Source organism: Ensifer sp. Root127 (assembly GCF_001425225.1).
In the GTDB taxonomy this organism is placed as follows: domain Bacteria; phylum Pseudomonadota; class Alphaproteobacteria; order Rhizobiales; family Rhizobiaceae; genus Ensifer; species Ensifer canadensis.
This window is the reverse complement of record NZ_LMDX01000010.1, coordinates 26,645-49,401: the sequence shown is the minus strand read 5'-3', so window position 1 is coordinate 49,401 and position 22,757 is coordinate 26,645. Positions and strand designations below refer to the sequence as shown.

Below are 22,757 nucleotides of genomic sequence, written 5' to 3'. Positions count from 1 at the left end.
GTGGCATCTAAAGAGAAGGGCGGTGAAGTTGGCCGACCTTGTCCTAGAGAATTCCCCACGCCCGAAACCTCCCCCTTCCCGTCATCTCCCTGAGGCCGAGTTCCAAAACGATCCGCCGCGCCGCCTGCGGCGTGACCTCAAGCGTCTTCACGACCATGCCGGCCGAGACGAGCGGTCTCGCCATCACCAGTTCGATCAGCTCCGGCAATCTTGACGAGGTACGCCGTCCGTTGAGCTTTCGCTCCATCATCTGCCGCGCCAGCGCCAGCCTGTCGTGTTCTTTCAGGCCGAGCTCAGCGACCGCGGCAAGGCCTTGGACGATGGCCAGCAACCGTGTTTCGCGGTCGCGATGCCGGCGGCGATCGACGGGGATGGTTTTCTGGCCGAAATTGACGGCGGCGAGATGCGCCGCGGTGGTGAGACCCGCCTGGCGCAGGATCGACGCCGCCAGAAGCCGGCCGAGCCAGGGCGCGTGCTGCAGGACGGCGAGCTCGTTCCAGGCATCCAAGGCAATCATCGTCTGCAGGACCGGGGGCAGATCGCCGGTCAGGGCGAGCACACCGCGCCATTCCTCAAAGCGCGCGTCCTCATCCCAATCGAGATCATAGACCAGCGAATCCCTTTCCCGCCCTTCGGCACGGCCGGGCGTCTTCGCCGCCTCGATCACCGCGTCCGATCGGGCGAGCAGCGCATCGATGGTGGCCAGCTCGGCATCGAAGGGATCGGGCTCGGCAGAGGCCGGCGCCCCCTCCCCCCTTTCGAACGCATGCTCGTCGCCCTCGGCGCTGGCGCTCGCCTTGGCAACTTTGGTCTCCTGTGTTGCTGCGGGCCCCCCCTGCCGTAGGCTGCGCAAGCCGTCGGGGCTCAGCGCCCAGCCGGGCGGCTGCGATGCGATGCGGCGGCGGCTGCGCAGCACGTCGCGGGCAATCGTCAATTCGTGGGTGGGCGTGCGGATGTCATGGCCGGCGTCGTGCAGCACCAGGTCCTCGAGGTGGACGAGCTCGCCGTCGATCCATAGCGAGGCGCAGGCGTCGGCGAAGTGCATGCGTTCTATCCAGCCTTCACCGACCGGCGACCGCGCGATGCGCTCGTCGAGACGGGCGAGCGCGATGCCGGCGTCGAAAGCCGACCGCATCAGGGGTGTCATGCTGATTTTCGTGAGATCGTAAGTCATTGAAATCATGGTAAATGATTTATTAAAAGAACGCTATGTGAAAGTTATAGTTCCTCACTGGGTATGATTGCCAGTTGAGTTATAACCATCGATAGGTTTCAAGTATCGATAGTGAACCATCTGAAGACGTTCTCTTGGCATTTCAGTCGTCATGGCTCACTGAAAATGCCTGGTTTTCCGGGATTCTGGGGCGATTTCGCCCAAGATGGCCGGACTCCCAACACAGACTCTCGAGATCAACTGACCAGACTTTATATCCAAATTTTGGTCAGTAAGTGGATCGTTTCGCCCAGCGTTTCCAGTTGTGCGGAGCCTTGCCCCATTGTCGCAATGGTGAGCCGCAAAGGCGCCGGTGTCTGGTTGCCGAGGGCGATTCACCCCGCAGAGCGCGAGGATATTGGTAGCTGGGTCTCGGGGTGTTACTCGTCCGTGTCGGCCGAGGAAAACAGCTCGTCGATGTCACGGTGTCCCTCGATGATGTTGACCACCTCGAAACGTTCGTCGACATAGCGGAAGAAGATAACATATCCCTTAAACGCCGAGCTGCGGATATCGGCACGTAATTCTGGCCGTGATCGGCCGAGCGTGCCGGGGAGGTCGGCCAGTGTCCGACATTTTTGTCGGAGTTCCCCGATAAAGCGACGGCCCACGACCAAGCTGCCGCTTTGTCGGGTGATGTATTCGAGAATATTGAGCAGGTCAGTGAGTGCCGAAGGCAGCATGCGAAGCTGCGGCACGCTTAGAAGCCTTCCTTGGTCAGCTGGGCGGCCTTTGCCTCCAGCGCAGCATCAATTTCTGCATCCGACGCTTCACCGCCATCGGAAATCGACTTATTGAGCAGGGTAGTCAAAGCCCTCAGCTTCTGTTCCCGTTCCTCGACCAGGCGCAGACCTTCGCGCACAACTTCGCTGGCGGAACCGTAACGACCGTCCTTCACGATGGTGGATACAAAGGCTTCCCAGCGGTCACCAATAGATACGTTCATGTCGCACCTCCTATTGCCTGGTAGGATGCCACAATAACGATCTTTGCGCAATTACTGACATTGCGGCAATACCTCCGATGCAAATGATCAAACCTAGATGCGGGTGACGTGACGGTTAATCTCGTTCATGAGCTTGACGAAAAGGGTGCGTCACTCCGTGTTCTTGAGCCCGAAGTCACGACAGCCGGAAGCATGGGTCGAATGGTCATCACCATCCTCGGCATGGTCGCCGACATGGAACTCAAGTTCATCAAGGACCGGAAAAGAGCTGGTATCGACGCGGCGAAAGCTGGCGGCGTCTACAAGGGGCGGAAGAAGAACGTTGACGATGACGAAATCCGCAAACGGATAGCTGCTGGCGCGAGCAAGACGGCGGTCGCTCGTGATCTGAAGGTTTCCAGGATGACTGTCTACCGAGCCTTGGAAGGTCAAGCCTCGCCGTCAGACTCTATGTGATCACGAGTTCGCTATCTGTTCTTTGAGTTGGCCAAAATCGCAGCTTCGGGCCGCCTGGGCCTAATTGGTGGCTGAACGGTAGAACAGGACCCGGCCATTCGGCATCAGTTGCAGCAGGTAATCGAAATCGCTCACATTGGCCGTCAGAACGGTAAGACCAAGCTTTTGCGCCTGCAGGAACAGGACGCAGTCGTGAAGAGCGCGCAGCCGAGCATCGCGGTGGTAGCCCTGCCGACGACACAGCATGCCGGACAGTAAAGCGGCCCGCCCCAGAACATCGACATCGGGTGCAAACACACGATGGGCCGGCATCGCCTTAACTGTAGTCCTGATTTGTTGAATGGCTGTTTTCGTGCCTTTGTGCACCGGATCGAGCACGCCGACGGTGTGCATCAACTCCTGGATGGCGACGGTGGAGTGATTGCTGTGGCGGATATCAAGCAAGCTCGCCACAACTTCTGGCGCTCGCCCTTGCAAGCCATCGATGTAGACACACGTGTCGAGTAGCAGTTCCAGGCCGGCTTCGGCCGGCTCCTCGAGGAAAGGCAGCTCTCTGTCTTGGCGCCTTGAAAGGGTCCGGCCAGGATCAAATCTTGCCCAGCGAAAGGCGGCATCGAAATCAAAATCGGACAAGTCAGAATCCGAGTTTCAAGTCAGGGTCAACCGTGCCGCGAGTCTTGCGAAAAACAGATCCGAAATCGTCGTCAAGTGCTACCGCCGCCAATGCGAACTCGATCAGATCAGTGTCGGTTTCGATGCCGGTGTGCCTCTTTGCCTGTTCGATGAGAGCGGGACTGATCCTCCCGCCGATCCTTTTGCTCTTTTCGCCCAGGAGACCGGAATGTTCAGCCGCTTTCATGACCGCATCAACACGCGCCTTGCTGCTAGCAGCGAACCTGCCGGCCTTCACTTTGCCCACGACCTTTTCCAGCACCGCCTTTTTTTCCGCCGCCCGCTCTTCGGCACTGCTATGTTTTCCCATGACGAAGCCTCGTGTCTGACAAAATCAAATTTCGTCTAACATAATGCTGTTCATCCTCGATTTCAAGCCGGAGCGGGCCAGCCTTGGGGCGAGCAACTCTGACGGAAACGCGCGGCCACGTGCGACGACATGTTGATAAACAGCAATTCTATCGAACGCATCGGTCCAATATGTGGGTGATTTCTTCGTCGCTGTCTGCGGCAGGAGCTAAATCCGCTTCCCCTCATTCGCCGCGAGGAAGCTTGTAGCCCATATCTCAATCACCTGGGCCGCCCTCGTCGCTTTCCGCTCAAGTTCCCCCATGAACTCAACGAAGGCAGACGCGCTATTCGCAGCTCCATGTTCATCCTACAGGATCGTGGATACTGCGCGATTTTTTCGTCAGCGTTTGCAGAGAATCTCTAATGCCGTCCACGTTTTTTCGTAAGTCTCCCGGAACGGTTTCCTGAAGCCTCTTTACGGCCAATAGGTCGTCTCGAATGGCGTCCAAGCGTAACTCGAAATGGCGCCGCTCTTGGACTTCGTCACTGATGCGCATCTCGCGAAGGGTCCAGTATGCCGCCCCGATCGCGAGCAAACCCGTCAGCAGAGTTTGAAAGTCGAATACAAAATTTCGAAGAAAATCTCCGCCGGAGCCATCAGCGTTTCGAGGTTCACCGAACATCGCCGGCAGCAAAAGCAGCAAAAGGGCGAGCAGTATGAATAGCTTTTCGAGCTTTTTAGTGTGATCGATAGACATGGGATTCTCCCTTCCCGCAGATCTATTTGCCTAAGCTCTCACACGTCCAATTTTCCTTCAAGGCTTCACGACTGTCACCGAGTTTACTACCTCGCATTCAACCAGCTTTCGATGAAATACCCCCCTGGGAGCGCATCAACGCCATCAGCACTGGTCCGAGCGAAAACTTAGATGGGGCGTCCAGCCTTGCGTCGCGCTGGCGAGCGTCGCATAGGCGGCAGCTGCGTCGCTGTCGAAGGGTAGAATTCGGCCGGCCAGGTCTTCGCTGAATATCGGCATGATCGCGGCTTCCAGGCTCTGTTCGGTAACGGCAGTCGTGAAGACAGAAGTCGGCGGTTGGTCGCCTAACCAAGCTTCAACAGCAGGCGAGGGCACGGGGGGCCAGGAGCTCCGACAAAACATTGGTGTCAAGAATAATCACGCACCAAAATCCGGAGCGTCACGAATCGGGTCGCGTGCAGGTACCTTGAGCTCTACGCCCCCGAGGGGTTCGATACGGGCGCGAATGGCACGCGCCAGATTAAGAGCAGTCTTCTTATAGAATCGGCTTTTTGAAACGAATGCCGGGACCACCACCATTTTCTGGAATAAATTCTATTCCCGCCTCTTCAAGCACGCGCTGAACGCGTTCCAGCGTTGCAGGACGAAGCTGATCGCCCCGCTCAAGTCGTGTGATCGTCTGTGTTGAAACACTGGCTGCTTCTGCAAGTTCGAGGACTCCCCAACCCAATGCAACGCGGGCTAATTTGCACTGAATTCCCTTCATATCACCATACCATGGTGATTTTGGTTGCACATGTTGAGATTGCCCTGTATAGGAGTGATGGTCTATCGGCTGTACCCGGTGTTGCGAGCACCTGGCACAGCCTGACCACAACCTAAGCTGTAGGGAGCTCGGATCATGGCTGATTCCGACAATAGCAGAACTTTATCTGCGGTCACGATGGAAGACTTCCCTTCCCTCGGATCGACGGCCCCTTTACCCACATATCAAGAGCTTTCCGCGACCAAGACCCCGACCTTAGGACCGTTCGATGACGATCCCGTACTCGCGGTTTGGCATCAATGGCGCATTGCGTGGCAGCGTCTGGACGAATCACAGTTGCGTCAGCAGCGACTCGAAACGTCACTCCTCTCAGTTGCCTCGGCAATCCGGGACGAATCCCGATCCGCGCCAACTGCAGCTTCGCGGGCTTACGACGAGGCCCTCGAAGCAGAGGACCGTGCGTCTATTGCAGAGGACCGAGCAGCGGAGGACTTGTGGAATACTCCGGCGCAATCTGTTGCCGGTGCAACGGCCAAGCTCCAAGCCGTTGTCACCAGGTCGCAACCATCCGCTACAAGCCAAGAAGATCCATGGCCACAAATCCGCTCCGTCATCGCCGATCTCCTGAAGATCAATAGCGCTTCGGCCGGGAGACCGGCGCATTCAGCTGTTGTCGTCCCAGCGCCTGTCGATGTTTCAGGGCGGCCGAACAGTGATGTCCCAAGTGCGCGTGTGATCCCCGGTTCGCCGTCAGTCTGACCGCGCGACTACGCCTTGCATGCATTTCGCGCTGGAAGCCACGCGTTGGGGAGTACTCCAACGCGGCGTTCCGACTCTATCAAGATCCAAAACAAGGAACCGCACATGAAACTGGGAAGCCCTATTCGCCAACGCCTATTTTCGACACTTGTGATCTCGATCATGCTCGGAAGTGCTCCTTGACGCCGGTCCAGGCACAAGACCTCGGAGAGCTGCGGATCGCCACGTCCTACAAGCTGATGACGCTCGATCCGCAATACGCCAATCTCAACGAGAACACCTCGCTGCTGTCGAACATCTACGAGCGGCTCGTCTATCAGGAGAGAAGCTGGAGCTGAAGCCTGGCCTTGCTAGGCGACCACTGTCTGGCACCCAGTGGGAGTTCAAGCTCCGCGACGACGTCCGCTTTCATGACGGCTCAACCTTCACTTCGGACGATGTCGTCTACACGATCGAGCGCATCCGGGACTTTCTCAAACCGCTAAGCGGCGGCTTTCTCTCCTATGTGAGCGCCATCAAGTCGGTCTCGGCACCGGACCCTCTCACCGTCATCATCGAGACCAATGGCGCCGTTCCCAACCTACCCCTCGTTTTCTCCTCCATGTTCGTGATCAACCGGCCTCCGAGGGTTTTCAGACGACGGAAGACTTGAACGCAGGTCGTAGCCCTGTTGGCACAGGACCGTACAGCTTCGAAAGCTGGGCTCGGGCGAAACGTTGCAACTCATGCGAATCGACAGCTACTGGGGCGGCAAGCCTGACTGGGCGAAGGTAGCGTGGCGGCGCTCAGCACTGGTGAAGTCGATGTAGCCGATCCCATCCGGCTCGCGATGTTGCTTCCGTGAAACAGCGCAACGCGAAGGTTGCGAGTGTGGAAGCTGCCCGCGTCAACTTCGTGCAGTTCGATGTCGCACGAGAGGTGCTTCTCGGTGTGACCCCTAAGTCGGGCGAGCAGATCCCCAATCCATTCAAGAACCCCTTGGTCCGGCCGGCGCTTGCGCTGGCTGTCGACCGGGGCATTCTGATCGACAAGATCCTGGCGGGCTATGGTACGGCGGCAGCACAAGTGTTCCCACAGGCCTGCCGGGCACGTCGGCGAAACTGCAGCCGCAGGAGCCGAACTACGACGAGGCAAGGGCCGCTTCTGGCCAAGGCCGGCTTCCCTGATGGCTCAATCTTATCCTCGCCGGACCCGCCGGCCGCTATCCCGGCGACGCCGAAAGCCTTCAGGCTGTCGCACAAAGCTGGGCCGGGATTGGCGTGATCGCCCAGCCGGCAGCAGCACCCTTCTCGGTGTTCAACACGAAACGGGCGCCCGGCGACTATGCCGCCTGATACGACGGCACCTCCCGCGAGGCGGCCGACTTCATTCTGCACGCGCTTCTGGCGTCGCCGAGTCCGACGAGCGGGACCGGTGCCTTGAACTTCGGAAAGTATCGCAACGACACTTTCGACCTGATGCTCGCAAAGGCGGAGGGCATTGAGGTGGGGCCGGAGCGAAACGCGGCGCGGAGCAACCGAACTGGTGATGGCCGACCAGGTGAGACGAACAAGTCCTACATGGATGCGGCCAGATTGCTGCGGCTACCGACCTTCCGGATCATCTTCCGGCATTTGCTGCCCAACAGCATCGCGCCGCCGGTCACCCTGATCCCGATCGAGGTCGGTCACGCTGTAGCGCTTGAGGCAACGCTCTCCTTCCTTCGATGGAATCGAGTTTGATGTATCGAAGAGCGGCCGCCGCGGCCGCCTGTTTGGTCGCGTGCAGATGATCTTCCAGGATCCCTCCGTATCCTTGAACCCCAGGATGAGCATCGACGAGACGCTTGGCGAGAGAATTCGGTTCGGCGCAAGGAAAGGCCCCAGGGGAGCGCTCCCCAACCTTTTGACCATGGTGGATCGGCTGGGTCTTGCCGAAGCCTGCTCAACCGCCATCCGCATCAGCTCTCCGGCGGACAAAAGCAGCGCGTTTGTATCGCCCGTTCCTGGCTACCTCAGATCATTGTCGCGGATGAGCGACATCAGCGCTCGATGTGTCCGTTCGGGCCGAATTCGTCGCGCTTCGAAAGACACGATCGCCGAGCGGGACATGACGATGATCGTCATCTCCCATCATCTGGCGGTCGTCCAGGAGGTCTGCAGCACCGTCTACATCTTCAAGGATGGTCGGGTGGAAGACTTCGGGCCCGCCGCGAAAAGTCTCTGGGTGTCGCCTTTGAGGTTTGGTCTACTAGCAGCGGCCAACCCACCGCCCCCTGGCGACAGGGGCAGGTTCTCGACACCGCTGGCGCCGGCCCCCCTTGCTTGCTGACACTAAATGCTCGCCGGTTCGACAGCTCTGGCGGGGCGGGTCAGAGATCCCATGCTCTAGAAACCCTGACAGCTGTCAGGGTTTTCTGTGAGGTCATGGCAACGCTCCGTGATCATGAACGCTGCGAGCGCTAATACCTTTCGCCCTCAACAACGACATCAAAACTGGCCCCAGCGAAAATTGCCCTCGTTTTGATTTCGAAGTTAGAGCCCGCATGTATCCGCCTGCCGAGTTTATGTGCCCTGCCCGCTCGAGGATGCAGGCGATCATGACAGCCGCATTTTGCGGTCCGATCGCATCGCACGCTTCCTGATAAGCCGATGGAGTAACACCAAGCATCGACCTGACGATGACGGATGCCGACGTCAGATCCCGCCAGTTGGTTACCCGCCCATTCGGGCCGTATGCAACGATTTCAGGGCATGCCCGCAACACCATGTCCAACGGAAACACCTTCAGCGCTACGTTAGCCGGTTCCCTGTTTTGGCAAGGCATAGCTCGCTCTTCGACATCAGAGCCCGGTTCAAGTTCATAGAGGGATTCGGTATTTGAACTCTGTTTGTGGTGCTCATTCTGATCATCATTGGCGCTCAAAAATTTCGCGTTTTGCTTTATTTCCAATGCGTTGAGGACTTCTTCATGCAACATCTCCATTTCCTCGAGAAGGCCATGAAGATCGGACAAGAGGGGTGCACGTGGGATTCGGCGCACGAGATCGAGGTAAACGGCCTCCAGCTTCTGCCAGTGGCCGTCGGCCCCCTCTCCGATTGCGGCGGAGATGAGCTTGCGGACGTCACGCCGGCATATCGTGAGATCTTCCTTGGCCCTGCGGTATGCGATCCTGTCCGCGCAAACCCGCTGTGCCATCTGGGCGAGCTCCTCCGCGCGCATAAGCAGCGGCGATAGATCGAATCCAAAGGCACTCTCGACCGAGCCGCTCTTGTTTTTGCGTGCATAGCGCTTGCCGTTGGCACTGTCCTTTCGAACAATCAGTCCAGCTTCGACGAGCAGCGCTAAGTGCCGACGAAGCGTCGCGCCCGCAATACCGTGGGCTCTGAGGGTCAGTTGAGCGTTCGATGGAAAAACGACAAGTTGGGAACCCTGCCTTAATTCACTCTCGGGATAGAAACTGAGGAGCGCTTCCAGGACCGCCAAGCTGCGATCCTGGACGCCGAGGAATTTCCGCGCCTCGGATGCATCCCGGAAGACCTTCCACTTGTCTGTCGTTTTGTCGGATCTGATTTCTTTCGCTGCTATCTGCCGGCTCACCAAGGCAAGCGTTATCGGCCGCCGCCCAAAGGGCGTCGTCACATGTCTGCTCTCCATTTTCTTTCACCTTTCAAGAGGCAAAAGAAATCCGCTCACCAAATTAACGGTGCCAAGACTCTTGACTGGGATTCGGGGAAATGCGATTCTCGAGTTGTCACACTTTGAGAGAGGCTTCCACGACGGCAACGTTTAGGGGGCCTTTTTCTTTTGCAGCGCTTCCTTTCCTGTTACGTCTCGAAAACCCTGACAGGTGTCAGGGTTTCTCCTGTTCATGTTCACTGGCAAAGCGCTCAGCAAGGCTGGGCAACTCCGCCTGTAGAAACTTCAGAAACTCAGTCCCTACCGATCCCTCGGCTGCAATTCGGACCTCTTTTGGAGAGGCCACCAAAGTGGCAAGCAGCCTACCGCGTTTATCCGATATCACCGGCGCAACCCTCCTTGGAGGGACGGGCTTGACGGTGTTCAGAAGACGCTGGAAACGCTGATCGGAGGTTTCAGTCGCGTCTAATTTCTCCACCAGCGCAGCCCGGAGTGTTTCGATGGCCGTCGGGACGTCGCTAACCGTCTTGGCAAGTTCGAGCCAACGTGGCCGTCCGATCTTTGGAGCACGGCCGATAGCCTCGATGATATCGGCAGGAACGACCCTGTATACGTTCCGCATTCGCGCCAATTCGGCATCTTCTATAGCCAGAGCAGCGTAGATATAGCGCGGTTTGATCCCTGCCTGGTCCATCCGCGATGCAAACAACGCCCGCTCGATCCAGGTGAGATCCTGGCGGTTCGCATTTTCGATGCCTTGTGCGAGGAAAAGGTCGAGATCCGAAATTTCGACTTCGAGGGCCAGCAGGGGCCTGCCAAGCTGTCGAGCAGCAAGCCAACGGCGATGGCCGTAGACAATCTGAAAACGATCGGGACTGGAGGGATGCTTGCGGACCTGAACCGGAACCTTCTGTCCCTCTGTTTCGATCGAGCGCTTAAATGCCTCGAAGGTCGCCCCATCATCATCAGGCAGTCTGTCCGGGTAAGGGGAGGGATCAACGAGTGAGGGATCCAAGTGCCGAACAGCGGCTGCACCCGACTCAATGAGGGCTCTCAGCCGATCTCGTTCTGATCGGATGTCGTCGATTGCACGGTGCGCGGCGGCGACGACACCGGCTCCGACACGATTGCCGCCTGACGGCACCGGGGTAGCCGGCTTTTGCTCGACCAATTCGGTTTCCAGCTCCGATGATAGCAGCCCAAAACTGGCGACGATTGATTTGCGAGGAGATTTGCTCATGTCCGTCCCCAGCTGTCATTGATCAAGCGAACGATTGCCTCATTAACTGCGTCAACAGCTTCGCGGGCACGCTTTTGCGTATCGCGTCCAATCTGTCCCATCTCGAGCTCATAGAGGGAGCGCTTTGCAAGCCCGGCGGCCTCGACCGCAGTACTCTCAATGGCAGTCGGCAACAGTACGTCGGAGCCGAACAGGTGCCTCAGCATCGCGACGACCTGGGATTGCGGGGCGTCATTGGGGTCGTGCCGTGTTATCAGGTATCGAATGAAATCCTGATCCAGCTGGGCTCCGCTCTCGTTCAGAACGCTGATGAGATCGCCCATCATTAGGAGGAACTGGTTCATCGATGCGACATCGAGCATTGCTGGATGGACAGTTATGATCATGCTGGTCGCGGCGTATATCGCGCTCAGCGTGAGAAACCCGAGCGACGGCGGCGTATCCAGAATAACGACGTCGTAATCGGCCTCGACCTCGGAGAGTGCAAGCTTCAATCGCTCGAAGAAGATAGCGCCAGAACCCGATTTGTTTGCCAGAACACGGGGTGTCTCATGCTCATACTCCATGACTTCCAGATTTCCCGGAATCAGGTCGATGCCATCGAAGTATGACTTGCGGATAATATCGCGGATAGGTCGACGTTCCGCCTCATCATAGCGAAGCGCGGCGTAAATTGTTTCGTTTGGCCCAACATCGACCTCCGGCTGCGCGCCAAACATGGCGGACAGGGACGCCTGAGGGTCCAAGTCGAGCGCGAGGACGCGATAGCCGTGGAGAGCGAGATAATGACATAGGTGGACGCAGGTCGTCGTCTTTGCGCTGCCGCCTTTGAAGTTGGCAATCGCAACAACTTGGAGATGCTCCCCGGCACGGCGGCGTGGGAGGAACCGCAAGGCCTCTGCGGGTTTCTGCTTGGCGAACAATTCCCGCAGCTCATTGATCTGGGACAGAGTGTAGACGCGATGATTGTTCTCGAGCCGATTGGGCACGGGTCCACGTCCTTCGGTGGACAGGAGCTTGAGGGTGGAATCCGGTATGGATGTCAGTTTCGACACTTCATTGGTCAGGAACGAACGCAGGGCCTTTTCCGACTTTGGCGGATACATGCGAGTTCTGAGCTGCTGCAATTGCCCAGACAGAATCCCGGCATGCCGCATGATTTTGTCGCCGGCATCTTCCTTGGTGCTCACGACGGGTTCTACTCGGTTTGCTATCGCCATTTTTACCTCTTGGCGGCCTTCGGTCGGTTTGAAGGCCGTTACCCGCCAAGGATAGACATGTTTCTCCGAGGCGGTCCAGAAGTTTAGGGTTAACAAAAGGTTAACGACACCGGCCTTCTGGCACAGGACTGCAGGTGGACTTTCTGGTCTTTTCCTAATCTTTTCCGTTTGTTAGCGCGAATACGCTGCCAATTGTTCTACTGTGAATCATGCACGAGCGAAGGTCATCATCGAGCAGCGACAGAGATCTCTTCGCACCGCATTGGGACCCGAACACCTGTTTGGAGCCTGTATAATCCAACCACAGCGCAGCGATTCTATTTCGTGCTCATCTCCACCGCGATTTCCGTAGTCCAGAAAGGCATGCGGGTCATCGCGATTTCGGAAGAGCAGGGCACCAACAACTCCTCGACCCCATCAGCGGACATGATCAACAGCATCGGGGAGAACCGGTTCCATTCACCGGCCAGCGGCGATCGGCACGCCGTCTTTCGCTGAAGGAACTTCAGCAGAGCACGGAGCTAGCGAGGGAAGTCTATGGAGGCCGCAAGCTTGATCTTTCCATAGCCTTGGGCTGACAAAGAGAGTACCCGGCGGTTTTGGTCACCGAGTTCTCAGCTGCGGCTCAGAAGGGAATGCCATCGCCGTCAATGGAGCGGTCGTGGCTTTCGTACTTGTCGGCACGGCTGAGGAAGTCCACCGTCTCTGCGATAATCTCGCAGCCATAGCGCTCGTTGCCCTGCTGGTCGGTCCATTTGGTGTAGTGGATGCGGCCGCGAACCAGGACCTTCATGCCCTTCTCGCAGTATTTCTGGATTGTCTTGCCGAGGCCGTTGAAGGCGGTGATGCGATGCCATTCGGTATCCTGAACCCGATAGCCGTTCTCGTCTCTGACGGCCTGCCCTTCAATGTGGCGGAAGCGCGAGGTGGCAAGCGTGAAGTGGGTGATGCTGTTGCCGCCTTGGCTGGTGCGGGTTTCGGGCTCCTGACCGATGTTGCCGGCGAGAATGACGATATTCTGCATTTGATGTCTCCGTTGCTTCTGTCCGAGGGACCGTCCCTCCGACGAGACCCGACCAAGTCCCGTCGGATGGCGCCTGCACCGACGCAGTAGTTAGCGGAGGCCGACCCCCAGGAGCCCGGAGTGGTGCGGGCAGGCGCTTGCGCCAACTCGGTCCGAAGCCTGGGGGTTGCGGGCGGAAGCCGAACGGGCTTAGGGGATCAGTCAGGTTGGAGGGATTGTCCTTCGGCAGAGTCAATCCGGACGTTCAGCGGAATCTTCGTTCTTGCCGGCATCCGCCGCGACATGCTGGAAAAGGCTCACCCTACCGCAGCGGAGATCACTGCCCTTACGATCCGCGCTCCGGTTCTTGCTAAAGGCGGAGTGATGTGGGGTGAAGCTTTCAGGGTAGTCAGAGCCATTTCTATCGGGCGACGGAATTGGACGCGGGCCTTTCTCGCGAAGCGATATTGCAGAATGCGCCAAATAGTCGAGGCAACCGAATTGCTGGTGTCAGCCGACTTTGAGGATGAATTTAGATCAGATCCGGCTTCCGCGCCTTGACGATTTCCCAAGCGTCAGACGTTGGTCTCGTCGGCGGCTCGAAGCCGGTCGAGTCAGGCCCACGAATGCGCATTGAGGCAACAGTTGCTGCGGATTTCTGCAGGCCACGTGCGCAATGGCAACCTGGTGGTGGTCGGGCGCGTTGTCAGCGCGAAACTATGATTGGTTGCGACGGGGCGGGGAGGGCGGCGCGCAAGTGCCGGTAGAACCGTTTGTCAGCTCGCCCGGCCGAAGTCGAAGCAGGCCGAGCCGAGGCAAATTGAAACTTCGTCTCAGCCGCCGCGCTTTGCATAGGGCGTCGGCCTATCGAACACCCGATCCATCTCGCGCTGCACTTCGAGCCGACCACCCTTGGCCGTTTCGTTCAGCGTCAGCATGATGGCATAAGGCAACTGCTTGCGCTCGATATCGCGCAACGACCGCTCAAAGCGGGAGAGATCGAACTGGATTTGACCTTCGATCACAGGTAGTCCCAACGGGCGAATTGCAAAAGTTTTCAACCCAGAGAATGCTGAGCTTCACTCTCAGGAGGCAAGCTGGTGGGTTGGACAGGCTTTATCACATCGATTTGCGTCATCGCCGTGCTGTGGGCCAGCCTGCTTACAACGACGTCCATCTCTCGAAACGACCAATTTTTGCTGGGAACCGCTTTGTTGGTCGCCACGTGGGTGTGGGTCTATTGGCACCGCAAGTTCAGCTTTCCCTTTTTTCGATGGGTCAGCGGAGGCACCTGTTTAGCTGCAATGGCGGTCGGCGCTTTCGCGCTCCTGTATAAAGACGGCGACCTCGGCTGGATTGCTGGTTACTTGTTCATCGTAAGCTTGGTATCAGCGGTCATCACCAAGGTCGCTGACGACACACCCTCCCCACCAAAAGAAGATAAAGCCGGTGGTGCGCCCCAGCCCAGGACGCGCGTGCAGAGGCAAGTATTGGTCACTTGCACCACCTGTGCGGGCAGTGTTCTTTACGGTGACTGCCCTACCTGCAACAATGTCCGGTGGTGGTACGAACTCCGCTACGTGGACGAATAGCGCAGCGCCGGGATTCGAAGACAAGTGCGATAGACGCTCACATGAAACGGATACCGCCGCGCATGCAGCGTCAAAGCCATTGCGCGGAACCAATCGCGAATTGCACGGCTTGCACGTGCAAAAATCCGTGCAGTACGTCCGCTTTGTTCTCATTTTTCAGAGTGGGAAGGCCCCCTTTCGCCCGCGTCGTTCGCAGCCGGAAAGGCGCCATTCTCCCATGCCGAAGCGCCGGAAGCGCTATGGGACAAGGTAGTAGATGCCGGGATGGCTCAGGCGCTAGGCACTCGCCCCGATTGAGTGCGCCTCCATCGTCGTCGATACCCGGTGTCGCCTGAGCAGCCGCTATTCAGGGCTAGATGCCATCAGCTCGGCCACCTGAATATCGCGCGCCAAAGACATAGAATCCCGCTCTCCATTGCAGTTTCTCCGGCTCACGTTCTCCTTTGCAAAATTTTCCATCTCCTCGATTGCGAGTTTCATCAGTTGCGTGTGGCCTTTGACGCGATCCACAAAGAGCTGGCGCGATCCGGCATGCGATCCGCCGTTGGCCCAGGAGGCGGTTTCTTTCTCCATGTTTTGGCCATTCCGCACTAGCGCATGAAAGGCGGAAAACGTCTAAGCTGCAAAGGTCCCAAGCTGAGCGCCCTAAGGAACCAATTTCCTCACTCAAGGTTATTTAACCAATACCTAATTTAGTGAGGTCGAAATGAATGTGGTACGTGAACTTCTAATAACCACCGGTCTGGCCGTGGTGTCGGCAGGTTTCTTAGCAATAGCCGTCCCGGCGCAAGGGCAAATCACTGAGCGCTCTATTTTCCCGGGTCAGTGTAGCCCGCGTGGAGCGGCCAACATCATCAATGATGGCGGAGGAGAAAAATGTCAGCCGATCCCGGCGATAAACGCAATCGCAACAGGTAACACGGGTCGGACCCGCACCAGTCGGGGCGGCGGCGGTGGCGGCGATCCTGGTAGTGGCGGCGGTGGTTCCGGCTCCGGCGGCGGCGGCGATGATGGCAATGGCGGCGGTGATTCCGGCTTCGGCGGTGGCGGCGATCCTGGTACTCGCGGCGGTGATTCCGGCCACGGCGGTGGTGGAGATCCTGGTACTCGCGGCGGTGATTCCGGCCACGGCGGCGGTGGAGATCCTGGTACTCGCGGCGGTGATTCCGGCCACGGCGGCGGTGGAGATCCTGGTACCCGCGGCGGCGATTCCGGCTTCGGCGGTGGCGGCGATCATGGCAGTGGCGGCGGTGATTCCGGCTTCGGCGGCGGTGGCGATCCTGGGTACTGGCGGCGGTGATTCCGGCTTCGGCGGCGCCGGCGATCCTGGCAATGGACGGGTGAACCCGCGCCGCGGGCGACGGGTTGGTCCGCTGAAGGCGCATCCCTTACCTATCACTAAACTACAAAAAGAATGCGCCTGATTGCCTCGGCGAAACTCACGCCGAGAGCCATCGCCGCAATACCTGTGATCCTGGGCGCACCGACCCCATCAGCTTCCAACGCTTCACGTCATCGGTGACCGGTTTCATCTCCGCCGCGTCGGCAACAATTGTTGCGCTTGACGTTTCGAGATGACCAACGCGACCGACAAGCTCATCCATGCGGCGATGCACGCCTGCGCGACTTTCGGCCGCCTTATTCTCCGCGCGGTCGGCGCCCTCTTCGATCCGGCGCAATGTGTCCTGCAAGGCGCGCATTCCTGCCGTCGGTTCGCGAAGGTGGCGACCGACCGTCGCTGCTGTTTCTGTGGCTGCCATCTACTGCCCTTCCCGTGCCTTACACATCCGGCATTCGCCCAGACGCCGCCGGCGCAAAGGCCGACCCATTCGAGAGGGCAGGCCGAACCTTGCCCGAAGCCGAGAAATGCTCGCCAGCGCGAAATGTGCTGAAAAAACGGCCTCTTCAAAAAGATGAAAAGGCCAGTTTTCAGAAGCATGATGGAGTGCCACTAAACCACTGAACATGTCCGATGTTCCGAAGACGCACCATTTGGGTTGGGGAGAGACCTCCAATTGAGCGGCGCTACGGCGCCATCGCAAGCGCAACTAACCATGCGGCCAGAGCCACCAGGAGCCAAAGCCTTGCCTGTCTGAATCGCCGGCGGCGCGCACCTTCCCAATCGTAGGACATGATGTTCTCCTGTAACGCGGCGGGAGAATGCCTCAATCTAAACGAGAAAAAAAGATCAGAAGCCATGCTGCGTGTGGATTGTTGTCTCGTTAAACGTAAAAGACGCTTTCTTATCGCCAGGCCGCTTTGTCGAAAGCGCCAATTGGGATTTTCAGATGCGGCCTGCCGTCGCTTCCTGGCTCGGGAAGGCGGCCCGCGCGAAGATTGACCTGAAGGGCGTGAAGGATGAGCTTCGGCAAAGGTAGCTGGGCGTCCTTTTCGACGCGAAGTTTAACGAAGTCTTCAAGCGAAAGACCTTCGAGATGAATGTTGGTCTGTTTTTGCTCCGCCACCGTGCTTTCCCACCGGGGAGCGCGGCCGTGGGCCTGGTAATCGTGCCCGGTAAACACCCGCGTAGTGTCTGGAAGAGCTAGGATTCTTTGGATCGACTGCCAAAGCGAGCTCGCATCTCCACCTGGAAAATCGGTGCGAGCCGTGCCGCTATCGGGCATCAGAATGGTGTCGTGAACAAAAACGGCATCACCAATGATATAGGTGACGGAGGCTGGGGTGTGACCTGGCGAATAAAGGACCCTCGCATCGATCGAGCCGACATTGAAGGTGTCGCCGTCCGCAAACAACCGGTTCCAATGCGCTCCGTCGGCAGACAGGTCCGGCCAATCGTAAATAGTTCTCCAGATTTTCTGAACCTCGACGATCCGATCGCCGATGGCGATTGGGGCGCCGGTCTGCCCCGCGAGATAATAGGCGGCCGAGAAATGATCTGCGTGGGGATGAGTGTCGAGGATCCACTCGACCGAGAGCGCGTTTTCCTTGACGTATTGGAGGATCGCGCTGGCATTCATCGCGCCGATTGCGCCTGCCTTTTCATCATAGTCGAGTACGGGGTCGATAATGGCGCAGCTGCCCGTTTCAGGGTCGGACACAACGTACTGGATGCTGCAGGTGCGCTCATCGAAGAAGCCCCTGACGTTCGGTCGCTGCGCGAAATGGTTCTCCAACCAGGCGATGGCTTCGGTCAGGTCAAAACCGTGCAGGTGGCCGAATTCCTGGACCTCGGAGCGACGCATGCGGCCAGCAAGGACCTCGCCGATCGCGTACAGATGGAGGGCACGCCTTCCTGACTTGCAGTGCGCCACGACCGGTCCCTCGGCTTCATCAAGAGCTTCTTGAAATGCGGCAACCTCGGATTCTGTTACCGTGGGGAGGGTCACGGGGATGAATGTGTAGGACATCCGAGCTTTCTTCGCCGCGGCAGCTTCCTGCTCGCTGCCCGGCTGCTCCTCGTCCTCTCCATCGGGCCGCACATTGATCAGCCCGGTAAAGCCCTGATCTGCAAACGACTGGAACTCGTCCGTCGCGGGCTGAGCCATGATGCTGAGCTTTTCATTGACCTTGGTTATGATCATGAAGTCCTCCTGGAATCCGATACAAGCTGAACGCCGCCAGCGCTTGTGTGTTCCTCGGCCGCTCCAGGATTGCCATCCATGGCCAGCTCCCACCCTGGGCCAAGGTCCGGAGGCCCAGAAATAAGGCCCAACGTCTGAAACTCGTGTCCGCAGCGTTGAAAAACACGTCGGGCGGACTGACCTAGCTCGATCCTTTTGCGCGGTATCGTTTCACTCGGGCATATGTCCCGCAGATGTCGTCCGAGCACCAATGTCTTCGTCCGGATCGCGAGTGATCGAGAAACAGCCAGCCACAATTGTGACCGGGGCACTGCTTGATCGCGCGACGGGTGTCGCGGGTTGTAAACAGGTCAACGGCCAAGCAAGCAATCTTGGAAGCGATGTCTTGGAGGTCTTGCACGGATTCGCTCCAGGCGATCTGTCCATCCTGTCGTATCAGGATGGTTCGGCCGGCAAGCCATCGTTTCGCCATGCGACCGATCAAGTGCAGATCCTTTTTCGGCGGTGCTTGGCACCGGACCTCGGCTAGCGCGATTTTGTAAATAGCCTCTCGTAGGGCTCGCGCCTCTTCAAGTGCTTTTTCCGCGATTTGTGGATGCGCCGCGGCTTTTGAACCGAGCCGAGCTTCGTCGGCGGTGCCTATGAGGCCAAGCCGAGTCGCCCACTCGATCAAATGATTGAACGAGACAAGAGCATCGGGCCCGAGGCGATCCTTGCGGCTGTCCACGGTGTTGACGTAGTCGAGCACGGGATGTCCACCAAGGAGGCGAAGTTCGGCGATCGGTTTGGGTTGCATCCATCAATTATCGAACTTGGGAACAAAATTGGCAAGATGAAGTTGTAACGGTATAAGCTACTTTTAACCGTTACAGTGCTGATATGACCTCGCAGCGAAACCTCATCGGTTTTCTTATCCTGTGCCTCATTTGGGGATCCACTTGGATCGGCATATCCGCTGGCGTGCGTACCGTGCCGCCGGTGATCTTCGCAGGCACGCGATTCGCAGCGGCAGGTGTTTTGCTGCTAGCAATCGCCACCTTCAGGCACGGCTTCATCGTTCCCGCTCCTGGCGAACGCTTGCGGTTGCTTGCGGCCAGTGTGCTGTCGATCACGCTTTGCTACGCTCCCCTGTTCTGGGGCATGAAGTATGTGGCTTCTGGCACCGCGGCGGTGCTCGAGATGTCGCTGACGCCGCTTGCCTTGCTCGGCTTTGCCATTTGTCTGCGCGAAGAAAGCTGGAACCGCACACGAGGCGTGGCGATTGCGGTCGGAACAGTTGGTTTGGCGATCTTGTTTCTACCGGATGCGTCGCTCGACCCGGATCAAAGTTCAGACAATGCAATGAAAGTCCTGGGCGCCGCAGCGGTGGCTTGGGCTGCGATCTCGTCGGCCTGGGGGTCTATTCTCTCGCGCGCTCTTCTATCTCAACACCATCCGATCTTGATAGCAGGATGGACAACGCTTGTCGGGGGGCTCCTGCTCATCACCACATCGATCGCTTTCGAGCCAGGTGGCGCGGCCGCCTTGACGAGAGGATGGGAGAAGGAAGCGATGGCAGGCTGGATTTTCCTGGTGATTTTTGGCTCGGTCGTCGGATACACGATCTACATGCGGCTTATCCGGTATCGGATCACGTGCCGGGAACTTTGCTTTCGTGTCCCCGGTAATCGCCATCATGACTGGAATAGGGTTCAATGGTGAAATTATCGGAGTTCTTGATCTTTTCGGCATGACATTGATGCTTGGGGCCGCCTATCTATCATTGCGTTCTCAAGCGGCGGACCGATCTATCGAGGGCAAGAACCGGCAAGAGTTGGAATGCACTGGCGATCCATATGGGGCTGGTTATCGGCCGCCATCGTGAGAACCGCCCATGGATTGGGTCGCGCTTAGGAATTTGCTGGCGCGAGGCCGAGGATGCAATCCCTTCCGACCGAAACCAGACACCGAGCCGGCTTTTCGGGAAAGCGCTCTCGAACCGGGTCGCGAATTGATCAGGGTATGTCCATGAGGCGCAGCAGCCAGCGTTTCCTGTCGCGTTTTGCTCGACCTGCTTCTGTTTCGGCAATGGCGACTTTGAGTGCGCGCGCCACAAGCTCATCAGCCTCGTCTGCATCCGGGAAATGGATGCGCGCTGAGGCCCGCAACGTGGCGAGTAGGGCGCTGTCTTCGTCTGAAGTGATCTTCATCTTATCAGAACGTGAAGAAGCGGCGCGAGTTCCGAGCGACGTCCATTCGCTAGCGCGCAAAGTCTCCGGCATCGGGCTGGAGGGCAAATCCCGTATCGCGTGGAAGCCGGCAGGAAGGTTTGCCTGCGGAGGTCACCGGGCTGCCTCCCCATCATCGTACATTAGACGTAAGGGGAGGCCGAAACATACGAAGATATGGTTCAATGCTGTTTTCGAGCTCACGACAAATACGTTCGTATTTGCCAATCAGGAGCAGATCAGGGCAGCCGCAGAAGCGGAGTGTATCCAGCTGCATCGATGCCTCTGCGTAAGCGATGCAGATTTCGGTTAAGGCCGGGCTTTTCAGCTCCGACAACACCGGTACGATGGCAAGCGCAGCTTCAACCTTGCTTTGCCAACCTTCTCCAATTTCATAGCCAACTCCCTACCGGCCCGCCCGAAACGCAAGCCGAGAGACGAACCCGGTTGGCTTAAGAAGGTTCCGCAAGCTCGATGCCGGCACCCCATCCGATGAACTGCATATCAGCCATCAAAGAAAGGGCCCCACGCAGGGGGCCAGGAGTGGATGAAGACTTTACCTGGCTTCATTGGACGCATTTTTGGCAACACTAGGCCGCTCTTTGCGGACTGTTGTCATTGCGTTTCGATGTTCGCAGATGCTCGAACGTTCCTGTGGCCGGCATACCAGCTTCCAGGCATGCAGCGATAAACGCTTCTCGGGCCACCGCTATCGGTGCCGATCTGTTGAGCGCGCCACGGCAGGTCCTAATCGCTCGTTCGTAGCGTTGTCCACGTCGAAGTGGCCATTCATTCTCGAGAAAATCAAGAGCATCGTAGACCGAGGAGAAAACTCGGCTTGTACCGTTTTGCAGCCGCACCAACAGCGGCACCGACCATGGCATCTCCGGAATGTGCATTGGTTCCTCCTTGACATTCTACCGGATGAAAAGAAGACGAAATCGATATTGGAAACACACATCGCCACTTCAAGGGTATGAAAAGAAGACGTCGAAAAAATTTTATTGCCGCTTGGCCGCCCCCTTTCGGCTCGGGCGGCTTCATCTCCCCGGCCGTGGCGTTCGCCCGTCGCCTGAGTTTTTCCCGCGTCGCTTATGATCTTTGCGAGCCTGTGAGTTGCCTGAGCTTGCAAGGGTGTTGCGCAGCTGTGCGTTGCCGATCGCGGTCTGACGCGGTGTTGGAAGCAAATCCGCACGTACATTGCCTCCACCCAGCCTCGACATCCAGCATTCGCACTGGCCCCAGGCGCCTACTGAGTGCTAACGATAGTGCCGTAGATGACGATGAAGGCGTAAATAGCGAAAGCACTGATCGCAACCCCGACAATGAATAGCGCAAGCCGGCTACCCGCCAACACTTTTTGCCTTTTCTGCCAGGGCAAGTCTGCGGAGGGAGGAAGGTCTGTGGGTGTGTCGCTCGGATCCATCGCTCCTACTTGCTCTGATCAATCGCGCGAGGCGCTGGCTGACCATCTGGCTCAGCTGGCGTCCAGAACATCAAGTATGATCCGACGATAATGAGCGCGATGGCGAATATTGCCGCAACGAACGTCATCATGCCGGTCTTTGCTCGCTCTTCGGTGCTCTTCATGAGGCTACCAACCTCGTTCACTGAAGAATGTTCCGAAGCCAAGGTCTCGCACATCCCTACTGCCCTCAGCGCAATCTTCTAATTTTCGCCTCGTCGATGGCCGCGATGAATGTGGATCGAGCCTGCTTCACGGGCATGTGCCAAACTTAGCGTCAGGGCAGAGATTAACCGCCGTTCCATAGCGAAATCCGGACTGAACTGGCCAGCAACCGGTAAGGAGACGAACCGGGTGTGCCGGGTCCCACGCGATCTGCTTACCGTGTGGCTGCTGCAGCTCACAATGACGCATTCTACCCAGGTTTCGCGCATGTTCGGCCTCCGGAAATCGTCGCCTACCACACGTCAACGACTACAGTCAGTTCCGGAGTGAAGGGGATGCTGAGTGTAGCTTCTGGTCCTCGTGAGGCTCCCGATTGTCAACCTTGGGAACGATAAATGATGCCGGCAAGTTATTAGCGTTCTGGGCAATCCGAACGGGGAACGGACGGTTCCAAGCATATCGAGCGCGAACGCGGTTGAACGGCCATCCGCCTTCATGACCTGCGCTCCTGCCCCTGGCCTGTTAACACCGCCTCAATCCCGGAGTTGTACATGTACAACCAACCGGGAATGACTTTTGCCCTGATAACACTGGCGTAAACTGAGTTACGGGACAAAACCGCGCGCAAATGCTGCAAATGCGCAGTTCTTGGGCCAACTATAGCAGCCCTAACTCCTTGATATAGTTGATATTTATACGCATACGGAAACTAATGGCAAGTTACGTTCCGTCAGTCGGACGTCACGGCGGCTTTCGATCCATCCATTTTTTGGCGCATCGAACGCTAGGACTCACTTTCTAGCATACAACAGGTGGCGACGCCACCCGTGAGCGGGTTTGCCTG

The 22,757-nt window shown here is 57.9% G+C and carries 26 protein-coding genes and 6 pseudogenes; 11 read left to right on the top strand and 21 right to left on the bottom strand.

What is annotated here, in order from left to right:
- Positions 1 to 43: 43 nt before the first annotated feature.
- From ASD03_RS12795 to ASD03_RS12785, 3 genes are all read right to left on the bottom strand, one after another.
- The gene (locus ASD03_RS12795) at positions 44 to 1,183 is read right to left on the bottom strand and encodes an RHE_PE00001 family protein (RefSeq protein WP_057214022.1); all 1,140 of its coding nucleotides are present in this window, start codon (positions 1,181 to 1,183) and stop codon (positions 44 to 46) included.
- Between the two features lie 410 nt (positions 1,184 to 1,593).
- Complete coding sequence (locus ASD03_RS12790; RefSeq protein ID WP_057214019.1) at positions 1,594 to 1,911, bottom strand: type II toxin-antitoxin system RelE/ParE family toxin; 318 nt, start codon at positions 1,909 to 1,911, stop codon at positions 1,594 to 1,596.
- Positions 1,912 to 1,913: 2 nt separating this feature from the next.
- The gene (locus ASD03_RS12785) at positions 1,914 to 2,159 is read right to left on the bottom strand and encodes a type II toxin-antitoxin system ParD family antitoxin (RefSeq protein WP_057214015.1); all 246 of its coding nucleotides are present in this window, start codon (positions 2,157 to 2,159) and stop codon (positions 1,914 to 1,916) included.
- 105 nt (positions 2,160 to 2,264) lie between these two features.
- Between ASD03_RS12785 and ASD03_RS12780 the strand changes: the two are divergent.
- Positions 2,265 to 2,585, top strand: a pseudogene (locus ASD03_RS12780) (recombinase family protein); the annotation flags it as partial.
- A gap of 90 nt (positions 2,586 to 2,675) precedes the next feature.
- Here the strand turns inward: ASD03_RS12780 and ASD03_RS12775 are convergent.
- The 6 genes and pseudogenes from ASD03_RS12775 to ASD03_RS37685 all read right to left on the bottom strand — a co-directional run bounded on the left by ASD03_RS12775 (position 2,676) and on the right by ASD03_RS37685 (position 5,102).
- A complete protein-coding gene (locus ASD03_RS12775) occupies positions 2,676 to 3,248 on the bottom strand; it encodes a hypothetical protein (protein WP_057214012.1) in 573 nt (190 codons plus the stop codon).
- Between the two features lies 1 nt (position 3,249).
- Positions 3,250 to 3,597, bottom strand: coding sequence for a hypothetical protein (locus tag ASD03_RS40500; RefSeq protein WP_244445510.1), 348 nt, complete (start codon positions 3,595 to 3,597; stop codon positions 3,250 to 3,252).
- Positions 3,598 to 3,940: 343 nt separating this feature from the next.
- On the bottom strand, positions 3,941 to 4,336 hold the full coding sequence (locus tag ASD03_RS12765; protein ID WP_057214010.1) for a hypothetical protein: 396 nt from the start codon (positions 4,334 to 4,336) through the stop codon (positions 3,941 to 3,943).
- Between the two features lie 170 nt (positions 4,337 to 4,506).
- Positions 4,507 to 4,757, bottom strand: a pseudogene (locus tag ASD03_RS37690) (VapC toxin family PIN domain ribonuclease); the annotation flags it as partial.
- Positions 4,754 to 4,858, bottom strand: a pseudogene (locus ASD03_RS40495) (plasmid stabilization protein); the annotation flags it as partial. The pseudogenes ASD03_RS37690 and ASD03_RS40495, both read right to left, overlap by 4 nt.
- A gap of 13 nt (positions 4,859 to 4,871) precedes the next feature.
- Positions 4,872 to 5,102: a helix-turn-helix transcriptional regulator gene (locus ASD03_RS37685; RefSeq protein WP_082557312.1), complete on the bottom strand. Its 231-nt coding sequence runs from the start codon at positions 5,100 to 5,102 to the stop codon at positions 4,872 to 4,874.
- A 135-nt stretch (positions 5,103 to 5,237) separates the two neighbouring features.
- Between ASD03_RS37685 and ASD03_RS40490 the strand changes: the two genes are divergently transcribed.
- The 6 genes and pseudogenes from ASD03_RS40490 to ASD03_RS12750 form a co-directional block, all read left to right on the top strand.
- Complete coding sequence (locus tag ASD03_RS40490) at positions 5,238 to 5,861, top strand: hypothetical protein (protein ID WP_244494636.1); 624 nt, start codon at positions 5,238 to 5,240, stop codon at positions 5,859 to 5,861.
- A gap of 179 nt (positions 5,862 to 6,040) precedes the next feature.
- Entirely contained in the window at positions 6,041 to 6,199 is a 159-nt protein-coding gene (locus ASD03_RS39965; protein WP_200957329.1) for a hypothetical protein, read from the top strand.
- On the top strand, positions 6,190 to 6,513 hold the full coding sequence (locus ASD03_RS40485) for an ABC transporter substrate-binding protein (RefSeq protein ID WP_244494640.1): 324 nt from the start codon (positions 6,190 to 6,192) through the stop codon (positions 6,511 to 6,513). Before ASD03_RS39965 ends, ASD03_RS40485 begins: the two co-directional genes overlap by 10 nt.
- Positions 6,514 to 6,701: 188 nt before the next feature.
- A complete protein-coding gene (locus tag ASD03_RS39960; protein WP_200957327.1) occupies positions 6,702 to 7,124 on the top strand; it encodes an ABC transporter substrate-binding protein in 423 nt (140 codons plus the stop codon).
- A 284-nt stretch (positions 7,125 to 7,408) separates the two neighbouring features.
- Positions 7,409 to 7,564 (top strand): annotated as a pseudogene (locus ASD03_RS37675) (ABC transporter permease subunit); the annotation flags it as partial.
- 13 nt (positions 7,565 to 7,577) lie between these two features.
- Positions 7,578 to 8,048: pseudogene (locus tag ASD03_RS12750) on the top strand (ATP-binding cassette domain-containing protein); the annotation flags it as partial.
- Positions 8,049 to 8,264: 216 nt separating this feature from the next.
- Here ASD03_RS12750 and repC read toward each other — a convergent pair.
- The 3 genes from repC to repA all read right to left on the bottom strand — a co-directional run bounded on the left by repC (position 8,265) and on the right by repA (position 11,939).
- On the bottom strand, positions 8,265 to 9,497 hold the full coding sequence (gene repC / locus ASD03_RS12745; protein ID WP_057214004.1) for a plasmid replication protein RepC: 1,233 nt from the start codon (positions 9,495 to 9,497) through the stop codon (positions 8,265 to 8,267).
- A 196-nt stretch (positions 9,498 to 9,693) separates the two neighbouring features.
- Complete coding sequence (gene repB, locus ASD03_RS12740; RefSeq protein WP_057214000.1) at positions 9,694 to 10,719, bottom strand: plasmid partitioning protein RepB; 1,026 nt, start codon at positions 10,717 to 10,719, stop codon at positions 9,694 to 9,696.
- A complete protein-coding gene (gene repA / locus ASD03_RS12735) occupies positions 10,716 to 11,939 on the bottom strand; it encodes a plasmid partitioning protein RepA (RefSeq protein ID WP_057213995.1) in 1,224 nt (407 codons plus the stop codon). Before repA ends, repB begins: the two co-directional genes overlap by 4 nt.
- Positions 11,940 to 12,263: 324 nt before the next feature.
- Here repA and ASD03_RS38910 point away from each other — a divergent pair, with 324 nt between their 5' ends.
- Positions 12,264 to 12,437 (top strand): hypothetical protein, encoded by a 174-nt coding sequence (locus ASD03_RS38910; RefSeq protein WP_156407959.1) that lies wholly within the window; start codon positions 12,264 to 12,266, stop codon positions 12,435 to 12,437.
- 127 nt (positions 12,438 to 12,564) lie between these two features.
- Here the strand turns inward: ASD03_RS38910 and ASD03_RS12730 are convergent, their stop codons facing one another.
- Positions 12,565 to 12,963: a single-stranded DNA-binding protein gene (locus ASD03_RS12730; protein WP_057213992.1), complete on the bottom strand. Its 399-nt coding sequence runs from the start codon at positions 12,961 to 12,963 to the stop codon at positions 12,565 to 12,567.
- Between the two features lie 818 nt (positions 12,964 to 13,781).
- Positions 13,782 to 13,967: pseudogene (locus ASD03_RS12725) on the bottom strand (hypothetical protein); the annotation flags it as partial.
- 75 nt (positions 13,968 to 14,042) lie between these two features.
- Between ASD03_RS12725 and ASD03_RS12720 the strand changes: the two are divergent.
- Complete coding sequence (locus tag ASD03_RS12720) at positions 14,043 to 14,534, top strand: hypothetical protein (RefSeq protein WP_057213985.1); 492 nt, start codon at positions 14,043 to 14,045, stop codon at positions 14,532 to 14,534.
- A gap of 342 nt (positions 14,535 to 14,876) precedes the next feature.
- Here ASD03_RS12720 and ASD03_RS12715 read toward each other — a convergent pair whose 3' ends face one another.
- Entirely contained in the window at positions 14,877 to 15,107 is a 231-nt protein-coding gene (locus ASD03_RS12715) for a hypothetical protein (protein ID WP_057213982.1), read from the bottom strand.
- Between the two features lie 380 nt (positions 15,108 to 15,487).
- On the opposite strand from ASD03_RS12715, the gene ASD03_RS38905 reads away from it, so the two are divergent.
- A complete protein-coding gene (locus ASD03_RS38905) occupies positions 15,488 to 15,958 on the top strand; it encodes a hypothetical protein (protein WP_156407958.1) in 471 nt (156 codons plus the stop codon).
- A gap of 15 nt (positions 15,959 to 15,973) precedes the next feature.
- On the opposite strand, the gene ASD03_RS12705 is transcribed toward ASD03_RS38905, so the two are convergent.
- The 3 genes from ASD03_RS12705 to ASD03_RS37665 all read right to left on the bottom strand — a co-directional run bounded on the left by ASD03_RS12705 (position 15,974) and on the right by ASD03_RS37665 (position 18,824).
- Positions 15,974 to 16,294, bottom strand: a complete 321-nt coding sequence (locus tag ASD03_RS12705) for a DUF1515 family protein (RefSeq protein ID WP_244494635.1) — start codon at positions 16,292 to 16,294, stop codon at positions 15,974 to 15,976.
- Positions 16,295 to 16,777: 483 nt separating this feature from the next.
- On the bottom strand, positions 16,778 to 18,076 hold the full coding sequence (blh, locus tag ASD03_RS12700) for a bifunctional sulfur transferase/dioxygenase Blh (RefSeq protein WP_057213976.1): 1,299 nt from the start codon (positions 18,074 to 18,076) through the stop codon (positions 16,778 to 16,780).
- A 181-nt stretch (positions 18,077 to 18,257) separates the two neighbouring features.
- Complete coding sequence (locus tag ASD03_RS37665; protein WP_210177766.1) at positions 18,258 to 18,824, bottom strand: CGNR zinc finger domain-containing protein; 567 nt, start codon at positions 18,822 to 18,824, stop codon at positions 18,258 to 18,260.
- Between the two features lie 131 nt (positions 18,825 to 18,955).
- On the opposite strand from ASD03_RS37665, the gene ASD03_RS12690 reads away from it, so the two are divergent.
- Positions 18,956 to 19,777, top strand: coding sequence for a DMT family transporter (locus ASD03_RS12690; protein ID WP_057213969.1), 822 nt, complete (start codon positions 18,956 to 18,958; stop codon positions 19,775 to 19,777).
- Between the two features lie 293 nt (positions 19,778 to 20,070).
- Here ASD03_RS12690 and ASD03_RS12685 read toward each other — a convergent pair whose 3' ends face one another.
- The 3 genes from ASD03_RS12685 to ASD03_RS12680 all read right to left on the bottom strand — a co-directional run bounded on the left by ASD03_RS12685 (position 20,071) and on the right by ASD03_RS12680 (position 21,873).
- Positions 20,071 to 20,337 carry a hypothetical protein gene (locus ASD03_RS12685; RefSeq protein ID WP_156407957.1) on the bottom strand — a complete coding sequence of 89 codons (267 nt, stop codon included), beginning with the start codon at positions 20,335 to 20,337 and terminating at the stop codon, positions 20,071 to 20,073.
- Positions 20,338 to 20,873: 536 nt separating this feature from the next.
- Positions 20,874 to 21,182 (bottom strand): DUF982 domain-containing protein, encoded by a 309-nt coding sequence (locus tag ASD03_RS37660; protein WP_082557310.1) that lies wholly within the window; start codon positions 21,180 to 21,182, stop codon positions 20,874 to 20,876.
- 532 nt (positions 21,183 to 21,714) lie between these two features.
- Positions 21,715 to 21,873, bottom strand: coding sequence for a hypothetical protein (locus ASD03_RS12680; RefSeq protein ID WP_156407956.1), 159 nt, complete (start codon positions 21,871 to 21,873; stop codon positions 21,715 to 21,717).
- Positions 21,874 to 22,757: the final 884 nt, after the last annotated feature.

Coding starts and splice junctions, on each gene's coding strand:
- ASD03_RS12795 (WP_057214022.1), bottom strand. CDS start 1,183: ATGATTTCAATGACTTACGATCTCACGAAAATCAGCATGACACCCCTG.
- ASD03_RS12785 (WP_057214015.1), bottom strand. CDS start 2,159: ATGAACGTATCTATTGGTGACCGCTGGGAAGCCTTTGTATCCACCATC.
- ASD03_RS40500 (WP_244445510.1), bottom strand. CDS start 3,597: ATGGGAAAACATAGCAGTGCCGAAGAGCGGGCGGCGGAAAAAAAGGCG.
- ASD03_RS12765 (WP_057214010.1), bottom strand. CDS start 4,336: ATGTCTATCGATCACACTAAAAAGCTCGAAAAGCTATTCATACTGCTC.
- ASD03_RS37685 (WP_082557312.1), bottom strand. CDS start 5,102: ATGAAGGGAATTCAGTGCAAATTAGCCCGCGTTGCATTGGGTTGGGGA.
- ASD03_RS40490 (WP_244494636.1), top strand. CDS start 5,238: ATGGCTGATTCCGACAATAGCAGAACTTTATCTGCGGTCACGATGGAA.
- repC (WP_057214004.1), bottom strand. CDS start 9,497: ATGGAGAGCAGACATGTGACGACGCCCTTTGGGCGGCGGCCGATAACG.
- repB (WP_057214000.1), bottom strand. CDS start 10,719: ATGAGCAAATCTCCTCGCAAATCAATCGTCGCCAGTTTTGGGCTGCTA.
- repA (WP_057213995.1), bottom strand. CDS start 11,939: ATGGCGATAGCAAACCGAGTAGAACCCGTCGTGAGCACCAAGGAAGAT.
- ASD03_RS12730 (WP_057213992.1), bottom strand. CDS start 12,963: ATGCAGAATATCGTCATTCTCGCCGGCAACATCGGTCAGGAGCCCGAA.
- ASD03_RS12715 (WP_057213982.1), bottom strand. CDS start 15,107: ATGGAGAAAGAAACCGCCTCCTGGGCCAACGGCGGATCGCATGCCGGA.
- ASD03_RS12705 (WP_244494635.1), bottom strand. CDS start 16,294: ATGGCAGCCACAGAAACAGCAGCGACGGTCGGTCGCCACCTTCGCGAA.
- blh (WP_057213976.1), bottom strand. CDS start 18,076: ATGATCATAACCAAGGTCAATGAAAAGCTCAGCATCATGGCTCAGCCC.
- ASD03_RS12690 (WP_057213969.1), top strand. CDS start 18,956: ATGACCTCGCAGCGAAACCTCATCGGTTTTCTTATCCTGTGCCTCATT.
- ASD03_RS12685 (WP_156407957.1), bottom strand. CDS start 20,337: ATGCCGGAGACTTTGCGCGCTAGCGAATGGACGTCGCTCGGAACTCGC.
- ASD03_RS37660 (WP_082557310.1), bottom strand. CDS start 21,182: ATGCACATTCCGGAGATGCCATGGTCGGTGCCGCTGTTGGTGCGGCTG.
- ASD03_RS12680 (WP_156407956.1), bottom strand. CDS start 21,873: ATGAAGAGCACCGAAGAGCGAGCAAAGACCGGCATGATGACGTTCGTT.